This is a genomic window from Lederbergia citrisecunda (assembly GCF_018343695.1).
Classification (GTDB): domain Bacteria; phylum Bacillota; class Bacilli; order Bacillales; family Bacillaceae_C; genus Lederbergia; species Lederbergia citrisecunda.
On record NZ_JAGYPJ010000001.1, the window covers coordinates 418368 to 440000 of the forward strand.

A 21633-nucleotide genomic window follows, 5' to 3' on the forward strand; every position below is an offset into this window, starting at 1 on the left:
CTTTTTTATGTTCTTAATTTTTATTCTATGTGGTGCTATTTATCGACTACAAATCCTAGCACGCCAAAGCAGTTTTTTTTTGAACCAATAATTATCCTAGAAGGTGCCTTCATGAAGTTAATCTTAAGAATTCTCCCCATTATTTATAAAACGTTTATTTGGATTCAATCCAGTTCCTTTGATCCTGAGTCTGTACAAAATCTATCAAACTATATTAGTAGCAGCTTAATTTTGTTTTTAGGTATTTGTTTTGAACTTGCCCATTTAGTTGAATTTGGAATATTAATTTGGAATATTGTATTTGTTACTTATTTTGGCTGTTCTTACATTTCGAAGACTTGATTCTAGAATAGAAGCTATCTGTTTTGCAATTGCTGTTTTATATGGAATTGCAGATGAAGTTCACTAACATTTTGTGCCATTTCGCTCATTTTCAATAGTAGATTTGATGAATGATGTTTTAGGAGTTTATGTGATTTGGTACATTATTCATGTTTCCTATTTTAAAAAGAAAGAGTCTAAAATTGGTACTGTATTAAGGAAAATAACGAATTAATCCCACTTCCACTTATACACCACCCACAACAAAACCAACATGACAATATCTAATCTAGCATTAAAAGCAAATTGCATGAATCCTATATTTAAAGAAGGAACTTTTGTTAATAAAATGGCTGCAATCATTATACCAATCAACGGAATGACAGCTTGGTGAACCATTTTATCGGAAAAAATAAGGACTCCACAAATGATTTCAATAAGTGCAACTGCATACATTAAATAGAGTGGGAACGGAAGTCCTAAGTTAACAAATGTACTTCCAAGATCTTCATTTATTAATTTCAATAAACCAGATATGATAAACACATAAGCTATTACATATCGAATTAATTTATAAGATATAATCAATTTTTTCCCTCCTAGAGTCTTTGTACCTCATTAAGACTGTATGCAAGAGTTGGGACAAACCTGCTTAAAATAATGATTTTGGAGGTTGAAAAATTGAAATTTCGTATAGACCGTTTACCGCTCATTGGAAACGAAACGATATTAACGGAGTATTGGAAAAATCATATTCCTGAATGGAAAATGGAAGCAACCAGCATATTATATTTTGCTAAAGAAGCAGCTGAACATTTATGGATTTATATTGCTTTTAAAGACAACGATGTTTATGGAATACTCGTAAGTGAAGAAACGGAAAAAAGTGCTTTATGGTTATTCCATGTGAAAAAGGAATATCGAAACAAAGGGATCGGCAATATGCTTTTTGAGTGTGCCTTAAAAAATGCGGGAGATCAATGGACGGCCGGAATAGGTTCTGGGTACTGGTGGCAAGGAGTTCCATTAGGATGTGGTGATCATTTTCTTGAGAAAAAAGGTTTTCAGTGGACGTGGACGAGTATTGACATGTTAATGAGCTTGAAGGAATGGCAGGTGCCAGATCTAGAAACAAACATCAATATTGGGAGTCTGATGCCACATGAAAATATCGAATTAATTGGATTACTCCAGAATGAAGAGGAGTTATTTGGATGGGTTCGTTATTACCAAAATATGATCGATAGATCAGCCTTTGATCAAATTATTGTAGCACGTTCTGATGATACGATTGTTGCTTGTGCAATGGTTCTTCATGAAGAAGAAATTAGATGGAAGAGAACGATTGAAGGCAAAGTAGGTGGTGTCGGCTGCTTAGGAGTAAGAAAAACATATAGGGAACAGGGGATAGGCACATCATTAGTTCATGCAGTTAATAAGGAGTTAAAAAAATTAGGATATACTCATTCATACATCTGTTACACATGGCTTGAAAACTGGTATGGAAAAATGGGGTATGAAGTATATAATAGCCAACGAATGGGATTTATGGCAGGCAAACATAACTAATTCCTTATTGTGGCAACTTCGTGACAATGCATAAAAAGGGATTGCTAAATTATAGAAAGCATTGTATATTAAGAGTGTAAAGAAAATGTGAAATGGTTCACAAACAAAGAGAGCAAAATCAGCTGATCAAAGAACTAATATTTTTTTAAAACAATATGTGAAAGATTTCACATTACTTACAAATAATATTCCAGGAGTGAGAACAATGAAAAGATGGTATGAAAATCGCTTTGTCGCAATTATCTGGGCAGCAATAAGAATATGGCTAGGGGTTCAATGGTTGGAAGCAGGATGGCATAAGTTAGGAGCTTTTGATGCAGGAGGATTCCTACAAGGGGCTATTGCAAAAGCAGGGGGAGAATTTCCGGCAGTTCAAGGCTGGTACGCAGACTTTTTACAAAATGTAGCATTGCCAAACGTGAAAATCATTAACTTCATCATCCCTTGGGGAGAAATTCTAGTAGGTTTAGGGCTTATCGTCGGTGCGTTAACATTACCTGCATTAATCGCTGGAGCATTCATGAACTTGAACTTCCTACTTGCCGGTACTGTAAGCACTAATCCGATTTTACTAGCAGTAGCAGTTATCCTCCTCTTCGTCATAAAAGGAACAAGATATTATGGAATTGACCACTTAATAACAAAAGAAACGATCAATAAATTTAAAAATACAAACTTCTTTAAAAAAATACGAGGTGCAGCAGCACATTGAGTAAGATAAAAACCAGGATGGCGTAAAAACGCTGTCCTGGTTTTTTCGTGAAGGGATCGTTCTTTATGTTATGATTAAAACGATGAAAGAATAAACTTGTCAGTAAAGGATGTTGTTAATGAGTTATCAATGGCTCGACTGGGCTAAGAGAATCCAAGCACTAGCTCAAGCAGGACTAGAATTTTCAAAAGATATATATGATATAGAACGTTTTGAAGAATTGCGAAATATTAGTGCTGAGATTATGGCTGTACATACGGATTTGGAGATGGATAAAATTAAAGAATTATTTGCGAATGAATCGGGATATCAAACACCAAAGGTGGATATCCGAGGTGTAGTGTTCAAGGACGATAAAATTCTTATGGTAAGAGAAAATTATGATGACAAATGGTCGTTGCCTGGTGGGTTTTGTGATATTGGGCTCTCTCCATCCGAGAATATTGTAAAAGAGATAAAAGAAGAATCAGGTTTTGATGTACGTGTTTTTAGACTGCTTGCATTATTAGATTCTAATCATCATCCGCACCCGCCACAACCGTATCATTATTATAAGATTTTTGTCCAATGTGGAATTATTGGTGGGGAAGCGAATATAGGTATGGAAACAAATGATGTCCAATTTTTTTCCGAAAACCATTTGCCACTACTGTCCTTAAATAGAAATACAGAATCACAGATTAAAATGCTTTTTGAATTCTTAAGAGATCCTCAAAATCAAGTAGTCCTGGATTAATGTTTTCAAAGGAGAGGTATGAATGAAAATTCAATTACTTGGAACTGCGGCGGCAGAGGGGTACCCTGCAATTTTTTGTAAATGCGATGCTTGTATGAGAGCAAGGCAATTGGGAGGAAAAGATATTCGTACGAGAACATCTGCTATTATCGATGATGAACTTAAGATTGATTTTCCTCCGGATTCTTTTCACCATGTCCTCACATACAATTTAGATCTTGGAGACATTCAACATCTTCTTTTTACTCATTCACACCATGATCATTTTTACCCCGAAGATCTTACGATGAGATCACCTATTTTTGCCCACGACATTGAATATCCTTTATATATACATGGAAATGATGTTGTCATTCATAAATGTAAAGAGGTTTTCCAGTTTTCAAAAGAAGCGTTTCAATTGCGTCGAATTGCGCCTTTTATCACGTATACGATTGGATCTTTTCAAGTTACGCCATTACTCGCAGACCATGACAAAGATGAGACGTGCTTTATTTTCTATATTGAAAAAGGAAATAAAAGCATACTGTATGGCCATGATACGGGATGGTTTCCACCGCAAACTTGGGCATGGCTCGAACATAAGAAATTGGATTTTGTTTTGTTGGATTGTACACATGGATTAATTCCTGAAAAAAGAAATCATCTTAATATCGAGGGAGTAAAAGAAATTAAAGCTATTTTTAGTGCGAAGAGAATTATAGATGAATCATCCAAAGTGGTCGCTACTCATTTTTCGCATAATACAAAATTGACTCATTTAGCGTTGAAAAGTCTTTTGAACCCATTCGGGATTGAAGTGGCGTATGATGGGATGATTGTAAGTGTGTAACGATGATAATTAAAGATCGGGAGAACAGAGTGACTATTCTCCCGATTTTTTTATTTTCGTTTTGCCCTATTATCCGCTGCCTTTGATCTTTCCATTGCAACCTTATCATTGTGGTCCGCTAGTTCCTCGGAAAATTCCACATCGAGCCCATCAGATTTCATGTTTTTTGGTACTTGAGGAAGCTTTTGCTTATTTTTATCGCGAGCGCTGCGTCGATCATTACGTCCCATTTAATATGTCCTCCTTTTAGTTGTTATGTATCATCTGTGTAAGTATTTTATTTTCGCTCATTTGTGTAGCCACCAGCTTTATCCGCTCGTTTATACTCTCTCCCGTACAATACTTCCTGAGTTGCTGATAATGTGCTTTTCGTTTTCATCTCTTTTCGCTTGCTCATCATTTTCACCTCCTTCCTTAATGTTTTGCCCATTCACTGCTCAAACATACAAACAACATAATATGATAAAATGATATTAATACGCGTTAAAAAAGGATGATGTATTATGCCTATCATCACGAAGATTACAACTCAAAAAAATAGTACGGATCGATATAATATATATCTGGACGAAGCCTATGCTTTTGGTATTGACGAAGAAGTATTGATTCGCTATCAATTGGCGAAGGGGAAGGAATTGACTGAATTTGACATTACACAAATTCAGTATGAAGATGAAATAAGGAAAGCGTTAAACGCGGCTATCAATTTTTTATCTTTCAGAATGAGATCTAAGGACGAAATCCGTCAGCATTTAAAGAAAAAAGAATGGGACGAGCCTGTCATACAGGCTGTTTTGCTGGAATTAGCAGAACGAAAATACGTTGATGATTTGGATTTTGCGTCTGCCTATGTTCGCACCCAAGTGAATGGAGGAAAAAAAGGTCCGTTAAATATTAAGCAGGAATTGAAACAAAAAGGAATAAATGATCAATTGATAGAACGGGCAATGAATGAATATAGTAAGGAACAACAGATTGATCATGCTATTCAGCTTGGAAATAAACTTGCAAAACAGAATAGTAAACTTTCCGAATTGTTTCTTAAGCAAAAAATAGAACAGTTTTTAATGACTAAAGGTTTTCCTTTCAGCATCATTTCGATCGCCATTGAAGAGATCGAATATGAAAAAGATGAGGATGATGAGTGGAGTGCCTTGCAAATACAAGCCGAAAAAGCACATAGAAGATACAAAAATTTGACCGGTTTCGAATATGAGCAAAAAATGAAACAAGCCTTATACCGTAAAGGGTTTTCAATAGAAGGAATTGAGCGTTATTTAAGTGAAAATGGACAATCCCTATAATAAGTGCTCTTTTTTATGTGAAAAGTGTAGTGCCGCCCACGCTGGAAGGATGTCTCAACGTGCCCATGACAACGGAAAAAAACATCTGCAAGGTCACGATGACCGTTTCAACGTGCCCTTGATGCAACGTCTGCAATGTCATGATGGATGCACTAAAGTGACTTTGTAAACAGAAACAACGTCTACAAGTTCACGATAACGTGGTCGCAGCAAATTCTAATATAGAATAGCTAATAAAATTGAAATTTTAAGGTGGTAACGGTAATGGAAAGAGAAAGAAGATATAGTGAAATGACGGAAACGGAGCTTAAACAAGAGATTGCACAATTAAAGGAAAAAGCGCGGAAAGCTGAACAATTGGGAATAGTAAATGAGTTTGCTGTAATGGAAAGAAAGGCAGTTATGGCTCAGGCTTATTTACTGGATCCAGCTGATTTCGTACCAGGAGAAATTTATGCAGTTGAAGGAGCACCAGGTACATACTTTAAAATCGATTATTTAAAAGGTGTGTTTGCGTGGGGATACAGATTAAATGGTTCAGGTAAGGAAGAAGCATTGCCGATTTCATTATTAAAATAGGTTAGCGGAAATTTTTTCCGCTAACCGTCTATCGTCGCTATCTTTTTTGATATTGTACTACCATATTCTCGAGGATAATTTGTGATTGGGATTGCTCTGTTTGCCCATTTACTTGGTTGAACATTTTTTTTGGACTATAATTCCCACGATTAAATGAGCTGAGCTGTCTATTTAAATGAGAATTCTCATTGATGTTAGCCATAATTTCCCTCCCTTTAGTGAAATCCTCTTGATATCCAACTAGGGTCATTATCTTCACGTGCTCCAGATGCGCGCATTCTTTCTTGGGGGTGCGTGTTAGTGGTACCATCCGCACGTTTAGAAGCAAATTCAGGTTTTGCTCGTGGCTCACCTTCGAATTTGTTTTCATTTTTGTAAGGGAAATCTTTTGCTTTATTACGCATATTTGCTGTGCCTCCTTTACAAGCGAGAAACCGTCTCGCATTTTTATTATGGTTTTATCATGATGAAATTATGAGGTCTTAAAGTAAAAAACTCCATGTAGCTTTTACCTACACGGAGTTATTCGGTCACAATATTTAATTTTTTTCTTAATTTTTCCTCGCTATAAATCCAGCCAGTATAAGATGCAATGATGTTCAAATTGAGATCAAGCTGAACGATGGCGACAAATGGGTAATGTCCGTTGCTTCGATAACGCAAATCGATATAGCGGACTTCATAATACTGATCAAATTCTCCAATTTCCCAACGATAGACAGGAGAAAAGGACAAAAATGCTGATATATTTTTATCTTTACTGGCGGCATTAATAATAGGAGATTCTGGAACGGGTATTCGTTTAAATTTATCAAAGATCGTAATAGAGCGTTTATATGCGCGCCCTACATAAAAGTTATCCTTTGAAGTGACAGCGAGTCTCCATTGATTGAAACTCATTGTTGGTGCAATGATAATTTCTTCAGCATCTGGTATTATTTTTAAAAGTGCTGATCGTACCGTTCTTTGCATGATGAATCGTAGTAGATAATATAAAATAATCACGATATACAAAATTAGAAACGTATATCCCGGCGGTGAGTCGAAAATCCAAAGTATAATGGCAAGGACATGTAAGCTGAAAATAATTGGGTCAAACGTATTAATTATCCCAAATGCCACCCATTTACTTGAAAAAGGCCGTAGAGCTTGTGTTCCATATGCATTAAAAATATCGACAAAAACGTGAAGGAAAACGGCTATGAAAGACCATATCCATAAATGAAGCATATTCGTTTCAGGGAAAAATAAACTTACAAAGGCCGTTACAAGAATCGGCCAAAATAATACAGCAGGTATCGAGTGTGTGACCCCACGATGGTTTCGTAAATATACTGCGTTATTTCGTAATTTTAGAAATGTATCAATATCAGGAATTTGCGAGCCAATAATAGCTGCTACAAGTACACTGTGACTGTTGACTGTGCTTTCAGCCACTACTGGATCAAGAGTAGCAAGTCCGCCTATCGCGATTCCCATAACGACGTGAGTAGCTGTATCCAATCTAAATCCTCCTCGGGAAGGGATGGCTATAGTTAGTATTTTTACCATCATATTTGATAAAAAATTAAAATGCAATCATTTGGAATAAGCATAAAGGCGTCAAACTTACATGCCTTATGTGGATTATTCCCTAAAATTCTTATTGATTAACATCAGGGAGATTAATAAAAATGAACGAGCAATTGCAATACAATTTAAAGGAAATGGAAATAACAACATTCCAAAAGGATCTAGTACAATGGTTTATTCGTGAACAGCGTGATCTACCATGGAGAAAGGATTCGGATCCTTATAAAGTTTGGGTTTCTGAAATCATGCTTCAGCAAACGAGAGTTGACACCGTTATACCTTATTATGAACGTTTTCTTAAAAAGTTTCCTACCCTTGAGACATTCGCTGAGGCAGATGATGAATCTGTCCTAAAAATTTGGGAAGGACTTGGTTATTATTCACGAGTTCGAAATCTTCATTCAGCTGTTAAAGAAGTTGTTACACAATACGATGGGAAGGTTCCGAATACACTGAAAGAGATTTCTATGTTAAAGGGCGTTGGACCATATACGGCGGGAGCTATATTAAGTATTGCTTACGGCGTGCCAGCGCCGGCGGTGGATGGAAATGTTATGCGTGTTCTTTCGCGAATTCTGCTTATTTATGAAGACATTGCCAAGCCTTCAACTCGTAAAATTTTTGAAGATGCTGTTAGGGAAATTATCGATTGCGATCATCCTTCTTATTTTAATCAAGCATTAATGGAGCTTGGAGCACTTATATGTACTCCGACTTCTCCATCGTGTTTGTTGTGTCCTGTGAGGGAACATTGCCTTGCTTTTTCTGCGGGCGTTGAGAAAGATTTGCCTGTAAAAACACGTAAAAAGTCAACAAAGCATGTGGATTTACTTGCAGCCGTTTTAAAAACAGATAATGGAAAATTTATTATTCGTAAACGACCTAGTAAAGGATTGCTCGCAAATTTATGGGAGTTTCCGACTGTGGAGGATGGAAACTTTATTCAAATGCGAACTTCATTATTAAAGTACCTAGACCAAGAAATAAATGTGAAAGCTCAATTAGAAACAGGAGCGTTTGTTAAAGTTGATCATGTTTTTTCACATTTAACTTGGACAATTAATGTTTTTGCAGGATCTATTTCTGGTGAAATTAACTTGGAACGTAATTATCTGCTTGTGACAAAAAAAGAGCTTGAAGAATATGCATTTCCAGTTTCCCATCAAACGATCTGGAAAGCGTATAAGGAAAAATTTCAACTGTAAAATTGTCCAATTTTGATCAAAAAGGTAAAATAGACATATTGAATTTGAAAGGTGGATTTTTGATGAGCAATAAAGTAGCACTCGTAACAGGAAGCAGTAGAGGGGTAGGAAAAGCTGCTGCGATTGCATTAGCAAAAGAAGGTTATGATATCGTAGTCAACTACGCTCGCAGCAAATCAGCTGCACTAGAAACAGTAGAGGAAATTGAAAAACTAGGTAGAAAAGCATTCCTCGCTCGTGCTAATGTTGGTGATGTTGAAAAAATTAAGAATATGTTTGCAGATATAGAAAAAGAATTCGGCCGACTTGATGTCTTCATCAATAATGCAGCATCTGGAGTATTGAGACCTGCTATGGAACTTGAGGAAACTCATTGGGATTGGACGATGAATATTAACAGTAAGGCTTTGTTATTTTGCGCTCAAGAGGCAGCAAAATTAATGGAGAGAAATGGCGGAGGAAAAATTGTAAGTCTCAGTTCGCTTGGTTCAATCCGATACTTGGAAAACTATACAACGGTTGGGGTATCTAAAGCAGCTGTAGAGGCTCTGACTCGCTATTTAGCTGTAGAACTTTCTCCGAAAAATATCGTAGTAAATGCTGTATCTGGTGGAGCTATCGATACGGACGCTTTGAAACATTTTCCAAATCGCGAGGAATTGTTAGAAGATGCCAGAAAAAATACACCAGCTGGACGTATGGTAGAAATTGACGACTTAGTAAAAACGATTATGTTCCTTGTGTCTGATGATGCTTCTATGATAAGAGGACAGACAATCATCGTTGATGGTGGCCGTTCAATTCTTGTGTAAAATAATCGCTCAAAAATTATTATATTTTTTTGGATAACATTCTCACCCTCTGGTTACATTAACAAACGTGGAGGTGAGAAAAATGAAAAAAGCACAACAAGCTGGAACTAATGTTCAAAAAGTAAGACAACAAAATGCACAATCCGCTACTGGACAAAGTTATGGAACTGAGTTTGCAAGCGAAACAGATGCTCAACAGGTGCAAAAACAAAACCAACAAGCAGAAGCAAAGAAAGCTCAAAACTCAGGCAATTACGGTCAACAGTAATGAAATAATAAGGATCTAACTTTCACATGGCGAAGGTTGGATCCTTATTTTTTTATTGTCATTTTTACATACAAAACTCATTTGTTTTAAAAACGGAAAAAGAACGTTATAATGATACAAGACCCTTTAATGGGGTGTTCGGATTAGAAAGTAGGGGAAAATATGGGTATTCCCGTTGAAGGCGAAAACATTCAAATCCATAGTTATAAGCATAATGGACATATCCACCGAATTTGGGATGAAACGAAAATTTTAAAAGCAACTAAACATCTCGTAATTGGAGCAAATGACCGAACTTTAGTGACGGAAGCAGATGGTAGAACGTGGATCACACGGGAGCCGGCCATTTGTTATTTTCATACTGATATTTGGTTTAACATTATTGCGATGATTCGTGAAGATGGCATATATTACTATTGCAATCTAGGTTCGCCTTATGTGTATGATTATGAAGCATTAAAATATATCGATTATGATTTAGATGTAAAAGTGTACCCAGATATGACTTTTACTCTTCTTGATGAAGACGAATACGAATACCATCGTAAGCAAATGGGATATCCAGATGTCATTGACCATATTTTAAAGCGGAATGTAGATAAATTAGTACGCTGGATTCGGCAACGAAAAGGTCCGTTTTCACCGGATTTTATAGATACGTGGTATGATCGATATTTAATGTATCGAAGGTAATGACAGGGCAAAAGTGAAAGTGCTTGTTCCTCGACACAAACAGTCCAACAGAATGTGGGGCTAACGTAAGTGAAAAGTACAAGTAGTTTGCTAGTCGATATGTGATAGAACTAGAAGGAAACCAATATATTACGAAGTTACCACTGAGTCAATTAAAAGTTTCCTGCTAAAAAACAGGAAAGACCTGTTGATTTTTTATTCAACAGGTTTATTTTGTTGTGGAAGGATGATTGTTAAATTGGGTATCGTCAGAAGATACATGCAATTTGTAAAGCCATATAAATGGAGAATTGTTGGGACGTTAATTATTGGGGTCATTAAATTTGCAATTCCTCTATTAATTCCATTCTTGATGAAATATGTCATTGATGATGTGATTGGTGCGAAAGAGCTAACAGCAGATGAAAAGACATCTAAGTTATTAATGACAATGGGTTTGATGCTTTTATTATTCGTAGTAGTAAGGCCACCTATAGAATATTACCGCCAATATTTCGCACAGTGGACTGCTAGTAAAATTTTATACGATATCCGTGACCGCTTGTTTACACATATACAAAAATTAAGCTTCAAATATTATTCAAATACGCGTGCTGGTGAAGTCATATCGAGAATTATAAATGATGTGGAACAGACGAAAGATTTTGTTATTACCGGATTAATGAATGTATGGATTGATATCACAACCGTAATAATTGCTATTGCCATTATGATAACAATGGATGTTCCTCTTACAATCGTATCTCTAGCTGTATTTCCACTTTATATGTTATCGGTTCGCTATTTTTTCGGCAACTTGCGAAAATTTACACGTGCCCGTTCTCAGGCTCTTGCAGAGGTACAAAGCTATTTACATGAACGTGTTGCGGGAATGTCGATCATTAAGAGTTTTGCGATAGAAGATCACGAACAAAAACAATTCGATAAAAATAATGCCAATTTCTTGGATAAAGCATTGACACATACTAGCTGGACAGCAAAGGCTTTTTCTGTTGTTAATACGATTACAGATCTGGCACCACTCATTGTGATTACTTACGCAGGTTATCAAGTTATTAATGGAGATCTTTCCATCGGTACATTGGTGGCTTTTATGGGTTATGTGGAAAGATTATATAATCCGTTAAGACGTCTAGTAAATTCTTCGACTACTCTTACACAATCAATTGCTTCTATGGATCGAGTATTTGGATTGATAGATGAGAAGTATGATATAGATGATGCACCAGACGCGAAAGAATTAAAATCAGTAATCGGAAATATTAAACTAGAAAACGTGACTTTTGCTTATGATGAAAAAGAAGAACCGATCCTTCGGAATATTAATCTTGACGTAAAAGCAGGAGAAACAATCGCATTCGTAGGTATGAGCGGTGGAGGAAAATCTTCACTTGTCAGTCTCATCCCTAGATTTTATGATGTAAGCGAAGGGCGAGTGCTTTTAGATGGTATCGATATCCGCAAGTTTAAAGTTCGCAGTCTCCGAGATAAAATTGGTATGGTTCTTCAAGACAATATTTTGTTTAGTGATTCTGTTAAAGAAAATATACTACTTGGAAAGCCCGATGGATCGGATGAAGAAGTACGTTCAGCAGCTAACGCGGCAAATGCTCACGATTTTATTATGGATCTCCCATTTGGTTATGATACTAAAGTCGGAGAGCGAGGAGTAAAGCTTTCCGGGGGACAAAAACAACGCGTGGCGATTGCGAGAGTATTTTTGAAAAATCCGCCAATTCTTATATTGGATGAGGCAACATCAGCACTAGATCTTGAAAGTGAACATCTTATTCAAGAGGCGCTAGAGAAACTAGCCAAAGATCGAACTACATTTATTATTGCTCATCGACTTTCTACTATTACACATGCAGATCGAATTGTATTAATTGAACATGGTGAAATTATGGAAGTCGGAACACATGAGGAATTAATGCAGAAGCAAGGGAAATACTATCAGCTATTCCAAGTACAACAATTAGATAATTAGAGATTAATAGAAAAAAAGCTCTGAGTGGTATTAACGACTCAGAGCTTTTTTTGATGATATTTTTGATATATGCGAATCACTCTATCTAAATGTTCAAGCTGTTCTTCATATTCAACGATATCAGAAAGAATATGCATTAGATGAAAAGGTTGAAATTCATCTTCTACTTCACTATTTTTGATTTCTTTCAAAAATGAGTTCATCAACTGTTCTCTGTTAAATATATTCTCGTTAAAAAGTTCGAACTCTTGCGGTACTCGCCCCATAAATTTTTGCAGCAGTTGTTCATGGTACCTTAATAAATATTCAAGTTTTTCACGCGTGTCGTTTTGTAAGGCGCTGGGAAGTTCAAATAAAATGTTTTTATAACGGTGCTGAAGCTTTAAGATTTCAAAGCTTTTTTGATTGACTTGGATCATCTGTCTATAGATAACTATTTTGCGTACGTTTGAATACTCTCTTTTTCTAAAATATCTTTTTTCTTCCTTATACATGGAGTATAACTGATTTATTCCGCCAATTCTCTCTTTTATCGTACCAAGCTCTTTTTTCAATAATCTATCTTCGGATGCAAATCTTGTTGAAAGTCTCATCCATTTAATAATATCTTCTGATACATCAGAAATTCCTTGAAAAAGCTTCGTTTCGTATTTTGGTGGCAGAAAGATGAGATTTACTGCAAATGAAGACAATATTCCAAGCAAAATGGTTGCAGAACGGACCACGGAAAATTGGAGAAAATCCTCAGTTGGTGCTGACATAACTGCAATAATCGTTACAAGGGCAAGTCGGATCGCATTCTCTATTTTTAATTTCACCATGATGCCAATCGCAATAATTGCAGCAAAACCGATAATTAAAAAATGATTTCCGAAAGATAAAACGAAAATACTTGCAATGATTGCTCCAATAATATTTCCTTGGACTTGTTCAAGTAATGTTAAATAAGAGCGATAGATCGTTGGTTGTATAGCAAATACTGCTGCAATTCCAGCGAACACTGGTGAAGGTATATGCAGAAGCTCTGCAACATAAAGCGCTAAAATAATGGCTATTCCCGTTTTTAGCATGCGGGCACCAAGCTTCATCGGTATTTATTCCTTTCCTAATATCTAAAGTGTATGGCTCCAGCGCCTAATCGACATCCAAACTGCTTAAGTCAAAGATCTTGAAGCTTGCACGTCGATGAACAGGCGCATTCGCTTTTCTTATTTAAATGCATGTTCCACTGCTTGTATTGTTTGCAAAATATCCTCTTCAGAGTGGGCTGTCGTAATGAACCAAGCTTCATATTTAGACGGTGCAAGGTTGATCCCTTGATTCAACATCTTTTTGAAGAAAGTTGCAAATAATTCCCCGTTTGTCTCTTCAGCTTGTTCATAGTTTATGACTTTTTCTTTTGTAAAATAAACAGTTAATGCTCCTTTTAAACGATTAATTGTTATAGGAGCGTTATATTTTTTTGCTGCCTCTAAAATCCCATCTTCCAGCATTGCTCCTAGTTTATCAAGGCGTTCATATATTCCAGGCTCCTGAAGCACTTCTAGACAAGCAATACCTGATAACATAGAAGCGGGATTACCGGCCATCGTACCTGCTTGATACGCAGGACCAAGCGGAGCTACCTTTTCCATAATTTCTTTACGGCCACCGTACGCACCAATTGGAAGTCCGCCTCCAATAATTTTACCGAGAGCTGTTAAATCCGGTGTAACACCGAGTATATTTTGTGCCCCTCCGTACATAAAACGAAATGCGGTAATGACTTCATCAAAAATGAGAAGTGCGCCTTTTTCATGAGTAATTTCTTTTACTTTTTCAATGTATCCGGGAAGCGGTTCAACAATACCAAAATTGCCGACGATTGGTTCAGTTAATACTGCCGCAATTTCACTACCCCATTTATCCATTGCTTCCTTGAATGATTCGATATCATTGTAAGGAACCGTAATGACTTCTTTTGCAATACTTTCAGGTACTCCCGCGGAATCAGGCATGCCTAATTGGGACGGGCCCGAGCCAGCTGCAACCAATACTAAATCTGAATGACCATGATAACATCCGGCAAATTTAAGGATTTTATTTCTACCTGTATAAGCTCTCGCGACACGAATAGTTGTCATTACGGCTTCCGTTCCGGAATTGACGAAACGAATTTTATCAAGTGAAGGAATGGCTTCCTTAATCATTTTTGCGAATTTTACTTCATGTGGGGTAGGGGTTCCGTACAATACCCCTGTTTCAGCCGCTTTTTTTATTGCTTCGGTAATATGTGGATGAGCATGACCGGTAATGATGGGACCATATGCCGCTAAGTAATCAATATATCGATTCCCATCAACATCGTATAAATACGCTCCCTTTGCTCTTTCCATTGTCACTGGAGAGCCACCGCCAACTGCTTTATAAGATCTAGAAGGGCTGTTAACACCACCTACTATATGCTCTAATGCTTCCTTATGTATTTCTTCAGAATGTGTAAAATTCATCTAAATTGCCTCTCCTTTAACATATAAGCTTCTTTATATTGTAGTCATTCAGCGGCTTCTTCGCAATTATTGGCTTTTACACTTAAAAGCCTGGTCTATGTACAATTGACGAAACGTAAAATAAATGGACAAGAAATAAAGAGGTGATTCTTATGTGGTATATCATCTTTTTTGCCGTCATTATTTGTCTTCTTATGGCATTAAGAATTTTGTTTATTCCGGATAGATTTACATTTAAGCAAGTATCCTTTGAAAATTTTGTATTCCTTGGTTGTACGTATGCAATTATCATGATTGGATTTGGTCTCTTGTTTTTATTGCTTGAGCTAAAAGGAATGACAATCATTATTGATACAACAGTTGTACAAGAAAAAGAGTGGAATGAAAAGCTCACCACTTCTTTGTATTTAAGTGCAATTACACTTTTTTCCGTAGGATACGGTGACGTCGTTCCGGTTGGCGTAGGCCGTTTGCTTGTCATGCTAGAAGCTCTTCTCGGATATACCATCCCTGCAGCTTTTGTTGTAAGATCATTTATCGAACATGAACCACTAAATCGGAAATGAAATAAGTTATTTGTATTGTTTAGATTATTTAGCTACTCTAGGTATGATAGGTAAGATCAGGAGGCATACATCATGACGGTAAAAACAAACGATAAAGCGCCGGAATTTCGATTACGAGCAAGTAATGGGGAACAAGTAGGACTTGCAGACTTCATGGGTAGAAAACATATTATCCTTTATTTTTATCCAAAGGATATGACGCCTGGGTGTACAACACAGGCTTGTGATTTTCGTGAATTCAATCAGGACTTTTCCGATTTGGATGCGATTATTTTGGGAGTAAGTCCTGATCCACTAGTGAAACACGAAAAATTTGTTGATAAGTATAATCTGCCCTTTCTTTTACTTATTGATGAAAATCACAAAGTAGCAGAAAAATATGGAGTGTGGAAATTAAAAACATTGTTTGGAAAACAATATATGGGAATTGAACGTTCAACTTTTATTATCAATAAAGAGGGCAATATAGTGAAAGAATGGAGAAAAGTAAGGGTAAAAGGTCATGTTAAAGAAGCTCTTCAGTTTGTAAAAGATGAGCTTTCGTAAAAATTATTGCCTTTTTTCATTTTATCTTGGCTGTTGTCCATTCTAAATATAGCGGTCTGCATAATGTATATTAGGGCATACCTCCTCAATAGGAAAATTAATTGTGGGCTGTGAATAAACAGCCCTATTTTTTTATTTTAAAGGCTCTTTTCTCAAACATGTTGCTATTTCATATTTTTAATAATAAGAGATTGATTTGAACCTCAAAAAAGAATCATTCTGCTGAGAAAAGAGCTGCCAGCTTCATAAGAACAGCTATACTTCATTGTGTAGGTGTAAAAGCCGGCTTTTGGGCTTTTACAAAACAACAAACTTTACGAAAACAGCCATTTTAAAAAAAGAATGAATAAGTTTATAGGAAAATAGACTATAGTGGTCAACCTCAACGTTTATTTGACAAGCTGTCAATCATAAGGTCAAATAAAAACGTGGGTTTAAATAGTACGTCCCTTCAAGCTATCAATTATCAAATAAAAAAGCGATTTCATAATTGAGAATTTATATGTAGTTAATGATAATATATACATAAAGCATGTTTTCAATGGAGGAGTCATTTTGAAAATATATACAAAAACAGGTGATAAAGGATCAACATCATTAGTTTATGGAGATAGGGTGTCCAAAAACGACATACGGGTTGAGGCTTATGGGACATGTGACGAAGCAAATTCCATGATAGGACTTGCTTTGAGCTACTTAGCACAGATAGAAAATACGGAAATAAAAGAAGCGGCTTCTTTTTTTCATAAAGTCCAGACAACCTTATTTCATGTTGGGGCGGAATTATCTACACCAGCAGGGAAAGAAGTAAAATGGAAGCTTAAGGAGGAAAACGTTAAGGAATTGGAAAATGTAATTGATCAATGGGATAAGGAATTACCGCCATTAACGAACTTTATCTTACCAGGTGGCCATCCTACTGGGGCAGCTCTTCATTTAGCGAGAACCGTTGTCCGAAGAGCCGAAAGAATTACTGTTTCAATTGATAATGTAAATCCATTAGTACTTTCTTATTTGAATCGTCTCTCAGATTTTCTTTTTGTTGCAGCTCGTTATGTAAATCATAAGCTAAATGTTGAAGAATTAAAGCTCCATGAATGATTGAAATCATTGACAAAGAAACCGATTTATTAGTACACTAATTATAAGAATTACAAATAGAGAATAAATTTTATTTTAGAAAAGAGGTGCATGGCGGTGTCAGACATTCAACTAAAAGAAGCAATCCATACATTGAAAGAGACGGGAGTCCGAATTACACCTCAGCGTCATGCCATTTTGGAATATTTGATTCAGTCCATGTCTCATCCAACTGCTGATGACATTTATAAATCACTTGAAGGTAAATTTCCAAACATGAGCGTTGCCACCGTTTATAATAACTTAAGAGTATTTCGTGAAGCCGGACTAGTAAAGGAGCTCACTTATGGGGATGCTTCTAGCCGATTTGATTATGTAACTTCAGATCATTACCATATCATTTGTGAAAGTTGCGGTAAAATTGTCGATTTCCATTATCCTGGATTGGATGAAGTCGAACAACTTGCTTCCAGTGTGACCGGATTTAGAGTAGGTCATCACCGCATGGAGATATATGGTATATGCCCTGAATGTGATAAAGGAACTCATTAAAAAGCTTACACGCATTAAAAAAGCAAGCAACCTAATTTCTGGTTGCTTGCTTTTTATTGTTCTGTGCTCCCGGCAGCCAATACTTCTTCTTTTCGAAATCTACTATAGCAAATATTAAATATTAAATAAGCGGTAAAGCTGAAAATTACTAAAGAAAAAACAGGAATAAGAAACAACAGTGAGACCATTGAGGCTACTATCAACACACAGAGAAATGTTGTTAGTGCATAGCGAATTGAAAAGAAAAACGAATTTTTAATAACTTGCCATAAGGTTAGTCGATAGTGAACGATCATTGGGAAAATATATACTAACGTAAAAGTAACGATCAATCCTAATAAAAATAAAGATGCGAATAATATAGTATGTAACTTTGGATTAAATGTATTAACTAGCATAAAATCAATATAAAAGATGCTAGCAAAAACAAAGAAAATGATGCCAACAATAAAGCTTTGTTTAAAGTTTTCTTTAAACAAACGGAAAAAAGAAATAAATATCGCTGTATCTTTTTTCATTACCCATTGCCTGATTACCCCGAACATCGCGGCCGTCGCTGGAAAAATCGTAATAATAGGCAGGCACATCAAAACCCATAAAATATTTAATAAGAAGAAAAAAGATAAAACCTCCAGCATGCTGTATAATCTACTATTTAAAATGTTCATTCGTCTCACCAATAATTTTGATTTAGATTCAGTAGTATGATTTAATTCTTATTATTTCTTTTTTTATTATAATTTTCATCAAATTCTTTACCTTCTAAGCTAGGATCAACTGTAAGTGGCTCGCGACAATGCATGCACATATCGACACGACCCAAAATCTTTGTAGGCTTACCGCAATTTGGACATACAACTTGTAATGCTTTAGTGGAAAGCATCCCTATCCAAAAATAAACGAATGTACTTGCAATTATAGCCAATAGCCCAATAATCATAAATATAGTCATAACCACATAATTAGTTCGAAAGAAAATTCCGAAATACATAATGATAAACCCGATAAACACTAAAGATAATGCAAATGAACGAATTTTATTAATTTTATTTGAATATTTTTTTGCCATCATTAGCCCTCCTGAAAATAAACTATACCACAATCACCCAAAAACATCTTACAATATTAAGGCGATTAGTTGAACATGCAGGAAATCACGAAATCACTGTCGAAATTATGAAAAGCGCAATCCTCTTGCTTATCGATCTTCAAGCTTAAGGGCTATTAACTTATCGGAGAGTAGAGGAAAATAATTTTGCTAGTCGATAGTCGCTGAAGATGACAGAACACCTATATTCAAAATGCAGTCCAATAAAAAATGTGCACTGTCTTTACTTTTGAAAAAGGAAATTATATTGGAGGAGTTTTTTTATGGAAGACATCTTGAGGCCAATCTACCAAGAAAGAGCAAGTCATGATAACACATTAGGCATTATAAAAATCGAGAAAAAACATAAAGCGGCTACTTTAACCGATAATTTTGACGTTATTTTATTGATGATTGTAAAAGAACAAACAAAACCTATCTATATTAAGCATTATCAATATGAAGATAAAAAAGCTGCTTTACATATTGTAAGCGAGCAACAACTTAAGGAATGGTTGCTTCTTGGTTCCAACCGCAAAATCGTTGAATGGATATATGAAGGTAAAATTTTATTTGATAGAAATGATTATATGGAAGATTTAAGGAATGAACTCAAAGATTTTCCTTTCTATGGAAGGAAAATTAAAATTGGATTAGAATTTGCAAAGTTAATTAAGAGATATATGGATGGAAAAGCATTTTTTGAAACGGGCCAATATTTAGACGCATTTAACCATATTGTGCATTCATTACATCATCTAGGAAGGCTCTCGATTATTGAAAACGGGTATCATCCAGAACTAACAGTTTGGAATCAGGTGAAACAAATAGAACCGGAAATTTTCAAATTGTACGAGGAATTGATTAAGAGTGAGGAGCCGATTGAAAAAAGATTAGAGCTTTTATTTCTTGCAAGTGAATTTTTAATATTTTCAAGAACTCCAGTTGGAGCCGAGCATTTACTTGAAGTTATGGAAACACGGGATCAATGGAGTATGGATGAAATATCTAATCATCTTGAAATTGTTCATTACGGAGTAGATTTTAGTCTTCTCTTGGAATATTTAATTGAAAAGGACTTTATACAAGTAGTAGAGATAGAAACTAAAGGTTCGGGGTTGTTCCATCGCTGTTATCGAATTGAAAAATAGTTTTTTAAATTTTTTTCAAAAAAACTGTTGACGACTTTGAAGTAACTTGTTATAGTAATAAACGTCGCTGATAACGAAAGCGAAAATGTTGCTGAAAAGCGGCGAAAAAAAATGATTGACTTTCGAGTCGCATGATGATAATATAAGAAAGTCGCTGTCAGAAAGCGACCGAGTTTGATCTTTGAAAACTGAACGAAACAAACGTCAAAAATTATTTTAAACAATGGTTTTAAACCATTGCCAGCTAATGAGCTAATCAACTACTTATATGAGAGTTTGATCCTGGCTCAGGACGAACGCTGGCGGCGTGCCTAATACATGCAAGTCGAGCGAATGGATGGGAGCTTGCTCCCTGAAGTTAGCGGCGGACGGGTGAGTAACACGTGGGCAACCTGCCTGTAAGACTGGGATAACTTCGGGAAACCGGAGCTAATACCGGATAACTTCTTTCCCCGCATGGGGAAAGGTTAAAAGACGGTTTTGCTGTCACTTACAGATGGGCCCGCGGCGCATTAGCTAGTTGGTGAGGTAACGGCTCACCAAGGCGACGATGCGTAGCCGACCTGAGAGGGTGATCGGCCACACTGGGACTGAGACACGGCCCAGACTCCTACGGGAGGCAGCAGTAGGGAATCTTCCGCAATGGACGAAAGTCTGACGGAGCAACGCCGCGTGAGTGAAGAAGGTTTTCGGATCGTAAAACTCTGTTGTCAGGGAAGAATAAGTACCGTCTAACTAACGGTACCGTGACGGTACCTGACCAGAAAGCCACGGCTAACTACGTGCCAGCAGCCGCGGTAATACGTAGGTGGCAAGCGTTGTCCGGAATTATTGGGCGTAAAGCGCGCGCAGGCGGTTTCTTAAGTCTGATGTGAAATCTCGCGGCTCAACCGTGAGCGGTCATTGGAAACTGGGAAACTTGAGTGCAGAAGAGAAGAGCGGAATTCCACGTGTAGCGGTGAAATGCGTAGAGATGTGGAGGAACACCAGTGGCGAAGGCGGCTCTTTGGTCTGTAACTGACGCTGAGGCGCGAAAGCGTGGGGAGCGAACAGGATTAGATACCCTGGTAGTCCACGCCGTAAACGATGAGTGCTAAGTGTTAGAGGGTTTCCGCCCTTTAGTGCTGCAGCTAACGCATTAAGCACTCCGCCTGGGGAGTACGGCCGCAAGGCTGAAACTCAAAGGAATTGACGGGGGCCCGCACAAGCGGTGGAGCATGTGGTTTAATTCGAAGCAACGCGAAGAACCTTACCAGGTCTTGACATCCTCTGACAACTCTAGAGATAGAGCGTTCCCCTTCGGGGGACAGAGTGACAGGTGGTGCATGGTTGTCGTCAGCTCGTGTCGTGAGATGTTGGGTTAAGTCCCGCAACGAGCGCAACCCTTGATCTTAGTTGCCAGCATTCAGTTGGGCACTCTAAGGTGACTGCCGGTGACAAACCGGAGGAAGGTGGGGATGACGTCAAATCATCATGCCCCTTATGACCTGGGCTACACACGTGCTACAATGGATGGTACAAAGGGCAGCAAAACCGCGAGGTCGAGCCAATCCCATAAAACCATTCTCAGTT

28 protein-coding genes and 1 rRNA gene (1 of these 29 cut by a window edge) are annotated in these 21633 nt (G+C 36.9%); 19 read left to right on the forward strand and 10 right to left on the reverse strand.

The window, feature by feature from the left end:
• Positions 1–111 precede the first annotated feature (111 nt).
• Together KHA93_RS01990 and KHA93_RS23790 are read left to right on the forward strand one after the other, a co-directional pair.
• Positions 112–342 (forward strand): hypothetical protein, encoded by a 231-nt coding sequence (locus tag KHA93_RS01990; RefSeq protein ID WP_213109189.1) that lies wholly within the window; start codon positions 112–114, stop codon positions 340–342.
• A complete protein-coding gene (locus tag KHA93_RS23790) occupies positions 314–409 on the forward strand; it encodes a hypothetical protein (RefSeq protein WP_432806300.1) in 96 nt (31 codons plus the stop codon). Before KHA93_RS01990 ends, KHA93_RS23790 begins: the two co-directional genes overlap by 29 nt.
• 143 nt (positions 410–552) lie before the next feature.
• On the opposite strand, the gene KHA93_RS01995 is transcribed toward KHA93_RS23790, so the two are convergent.
• Positions 553–909: a DoxX family protein gene (locus tag KHA93_RS01995; protein WP_213109190.1), complete on the reverse strand. Its 357-nt coding sequence runs from the start codon at positions 907–909 to the stop codon at positions 553–555.
• 93 nt (positions 910–1002) lie between these two features.
• Between KHA93_RS01995 and KHA93_RS02000 the strand changes: the two genes are divergently transcribed.
• From KHA93_RS02000 to KHA93_RS02015, 4 genes are all read left to right on the forward strand, one after another.
• Positions 1003–1890 (forward strand): GNAT family N-acetyltransferase, encoded by an 888-nt coding sequence (locus KHA93_RS02000; RefSeq protein WP_213109191.1) that lies wholly within the window; start codon positions 1003–1005, stop codon positions 1888–1890.
• A gap of 205 nt (positions 1891–2095) precedes the next feature.
• Positions 2096–2602 (forward strand): TQO small subunit DoxD, encoded by a 507-nt coding sequence (locus KHA93_RS02005; protein WP_213109192.1) that lies wholly within the window; start codon positions 2096–2098, stop codon positions 2600–2602.
• A 118-nt stretch (positions 2603–2720) separates the two neighbouring features.
• Positions 2721–3338 carry an NUDIX hydrolase gene (locus KHA93_RS02010; protein WP_213109193.1) on the forward strand — a complete coding sequence of 206 codons (618 nt, stop codon included), beginning with the start codon at positions 2721–2723 and terminating at the stop codon, positions 3336–3338.
• Positions 3339–3360: 22 nt separating this feature from the next.
• Positions 3361–4170, forward strand: coding sequence for an MBL fold metallo-hydrolase (locus KHA93_RS02015; RefSeq protein WP_213109194.1), 810 nt, complete (start codon positions 3361–3363; stop codon positions 4168–4170).
• Positions 4171–4220: 50 nt separating this feature from the next.
• On the opposite strand, the gene KHA93_RS02020 is transcribed toward KHA93_RS02015, so the two are convergent.
• The gene (locus KHA93_RS02020; RefSeq protein ID WP_213109195.1) at positions 4221–4400 is read right to left on the reverse strand and encodes a YfhD family protein; all 180 of its coding nucleotides are present in this window, start codon (positions 4398–4400) and stop codon (positions 4221–4223) included.
• 47 nt (positions 4401–4447) lie between these two features.
• Positions 4448–4570: a YfhE family protein gene (locus KHA93_RS02025; RefSeq protein WP_213109196.1), complete on the reverse strand. Its 123-nt coding sequence runs from the start codon at positions 4568–4570 to the stop codon at positions 4448–4450.
• A gap of 103 nt (positions 4571–4673) precedes the next feature.
• On the opposite strand from KHA93_RS02025, the gene recX reads away from it, so the two are divergent.
• Together recX and KHA93_RS02035 are read left to right on the forward strand one after the other, a co-directional pair.
• The gene (gene recX, locus KHA93_RS02030) at positions 4674–5474 is read left to right on the forward strand and encodes a recombination regulator RecX (RefSeq protein WP_213109197.1); all 801 of its coding nucleotides are present in this window, start codon (positions 4674–4676) and stop codon (positions 5472–5474) included.
• 264 nt (positions 5475–5738) lie between these two features.
• Complete coding sequence (locus KHA93_RS02035; protein WP_213109198.1) at positions 5739–6053, forward strand: YfhH family protein; 315 nt, start codon at positions 5739–5741, stop codon at positions 6051–6053.
• A gap of 37 nt (positions 6054–6090) precedes the next feature.
• Here the strand turns inward: KHA93_RS02035 and KHA93_RS02040 are convergent, their stop codons facing one another.
• The 3 genes from KHA93_RS02040 to KHA93_RS02050 all read right to left on the reverse strand — a co-directional run bounded on the left by KHA93_RS02040 (position 6091) and on the right by KHA93_RS02050 (position 7556).
• A complete protein-coding gene (locus tag KHA93_RS02040) occupies positions 6091–6255 on the reverse strand; it encodes a YpzG family protein (RefSeq protein ID WP_213109199.1) in 165 nt (54 codons plus the stop codon).
• A 13-nt stretch (positions 6256–6268) separates the two neighbouring features.
• Positions 6269–6457: a small, acid-soluble spore protein K gene (locus tag KHA93_RS02045; RefSeq protein ID WP_213109200.1), complete on the reverse strand. Its 189-nt coding sequence runs from the start codon at positions 6455–6457 to the stop codon at positions 6269–6271.
• A 118-nt stretch (positions 6458–6575) separates the two neighbouring features.
• Positions 6576–7556 (reverse strand): metal-dependent hydrolase, encoded by a 981-nt coding sequence (locus tag KHA93_RS02050; RefSeq protein WP_213109201.1) that lies wholly within the window; start codon positions 7554–7556, stop codon positions 6576–6578.
• A gap of 170 nt (positions 7557–7726) precedes the next feature.
• Between KHA93_RS02050 and mutY the strand changes: the two genes are divergently transcribed.
• The 5 genes from mutY (at position 7727) to KHA93_RS02075 (ending at position 12590) form a co-directional block, all read left to right on the forward strand.
• The gene (gene mutY / locus KHA93_RS02055; protein ID WP_213109202.1) at positions 7727–8830 is read left to right on the forward strand and encodes an A/G-specific adenine glycosylase; all 1104 of its coding nucleotides are present in this window, start codon (positions 7727–7729) and stop codon (positions 8828–8830) included.
• Between the two features lie 59 nt (positions 8831–8889).
• On the forward strand, positions 8890–9642 hold the full coding sequence (gene fabL, locus KHA93_RS02060; RefSeq protein ID WP_213112736.1) for an enoyl-[acyl-carrier-protein] reductase FabL: 753 nt from the start codon (positions 8890–8892) through the stop codon (positions 9640–9642).
• An 82-nt stretch (positions 9643–9724) separates the two neighbouring features.
• Complete coding sequence (locus KHA93_RS02065; protein WP_213109203.1) at positions 9725–9910, forward strand: gamma-type small acid-soluble spore protein; 186 nt, start codon at positions 9725–9727, stop codon at positions 9908–9910.
• A gap of 162 nt (positions 9911–10072) precedes the next feature.
• Positions 10073–10603 (forward strand): nucleoside tri-diphosphate phosphatase, encoded by a 531-nt coding sequence (gene ntdP, locus KHA93_RS02070; protein ID WP_213109204.1) that lies wholly within the window; start codon positions 10073–10075, stop codon positions 10601–10603.
• A gap of 238 nt (positions 10604–10841) precedes the next feature.
• On the forward strand, positions 10842–12590 hold the full coding sequence (locus tag KHA93_RS02075; RefSeq protein ID WP_285891550.1) for an ABC transporter ATP-binding protein: 1749 nt from the start codon (positions 10842–10844) through the stop codon (positions 12588–12590).
• Positions 12591–12628: 38 nt separating this feature from the next.
• Here the strand turns inward: KHA93_RS02075 and KHA93_RS02080 are convergent, their stop codons facing one another.
• Both KHA93_RS02080 and KHA93_RS02085 read right to left on the reverse strand, forming a co-directional pair.
• Complete coding sequence (locus tag KHA93_RS02080) at positions 12629–13678, reverse strand: FUSC family protein (RefSeq protein ID WP_213109205.1); 1050 nt, start codon at positions 13676–13678, stop codon at positions 12629–12631.
• 120 nt (positions 13679–13798) lie between these two features.
• Complete coding sequence (locus KHA93_RS02085) at positions 13799–15079, reverse strand: glutamate-1-semialdehyde 2,1-aminomutase (protein ID WP_213109206.1); 1281 nt, start codon at positions 15077–15079, stop codon at positions 13799–13801.
• A gap of 152 nt (positions 15080–15231) precedes the next feature.
• Between KHA93_RS02085 and KHA93_RS02090 the strand changes: the two genes are divergently transcribed.
• The 4 genes from KHA93_RS02090 (at position 15232) to perR (ending at position 17823) form a co-directional block, all read left to right on the forward strand.
• Positions 15232–15645 (forward strand): potassium channel family protein, encoded by a 414-nt coding sequence (locus KHA93_RS02090; RefSeq protein ID WP_213109207.1) that lies wholly within the window; start codon positions 15232–15234, stop codon positions 15643–15645.
• Between the two features lie 72 nt (positions 15646–15717).
• Positions 15718–16191 (forward strand): thioredoxin-dependent thiol peroxidase, encoded by a 474-nt coding sequence (bcp, locus tag KHA93_RS02095; RefSeq protein ID WP_213109208.1) that lies wholly within the window; start codon positions 15718–15720, stop codon positions 16189–16191.
• 555 nt (positions 16192–16746) lie between these two features.
• Positions 16747–17292, forward strand: a complete 546-nt coding sequence (locus KHA93_RS02100; protein ID WP_213109209.1) for a cob(I)yrinic acid a,c-diamide adenosyltransferase — start codon at positions 16747–16749, stop codon at positions 17290–17292.
• Between the two features lie 90 nt (positions 17293–17382).
• Positions 17383–17823, forward strand: a complete 441-nt coding sequence (gene perR / locus KHA93_RS02105; RefSeq protein WP_233711020.1) for a peroxide-responsive transcriptional repressor PerR — start codon at positions 17383–17385, stop codon at positions 17821–17823.
• A 53-nt stretch (positions 17824–17876) separates the two neighbouring features.
• On the opposite strand, the gene KHA93_RS02110 is transcribed toward perR, so the two are convergent.
• Together KHA93_RS02110 and KHA93_RS02115 are read right to left on the reverse strand one after the other, a co-directional pair.
• Positions 17877–18491: a YesL family protein gene (locus KHA93_RS02110; protein WP_213109211.1), complete on the reverse strand. Its 615-nt coding sequence runs from the start codon at positions 18489–18491 to the stop codon at positions 17877–17879.
• Positions 18492–18532: 41 nt separating this feature from the next.
• Positions 18533–18892, reverse strand: coding sequence for a YgzB family protein (locus KHA93_RS02115; protein WP_213112738.1), 360 nt, complete (start codon positions 18890–18892; stop codon positions 18533–18535).
• 302 nt (positions 18893–19194) lie between these two features.
• Between KHA93_RS02115 and KHA93_RS02120 the strand changes: the two genes are divergently transcribed.
• Positions 19195–20061, forward strand: a complete 867-nt coding sequence (locus tag KHA93_RS02120; protein WP_213109212.1) for a nucleotidyltransferase-like protein — start codon at positions 19195–19197, stop codon at positions 20059–20061.
• 264 nt (positions 20062–20325) lie between these two features.
• Positions 20326–21633, forward strand: a 16S ribosomal RNA gene (locus KHA93_RS02125); it runs 240 nt beyond the window's last position.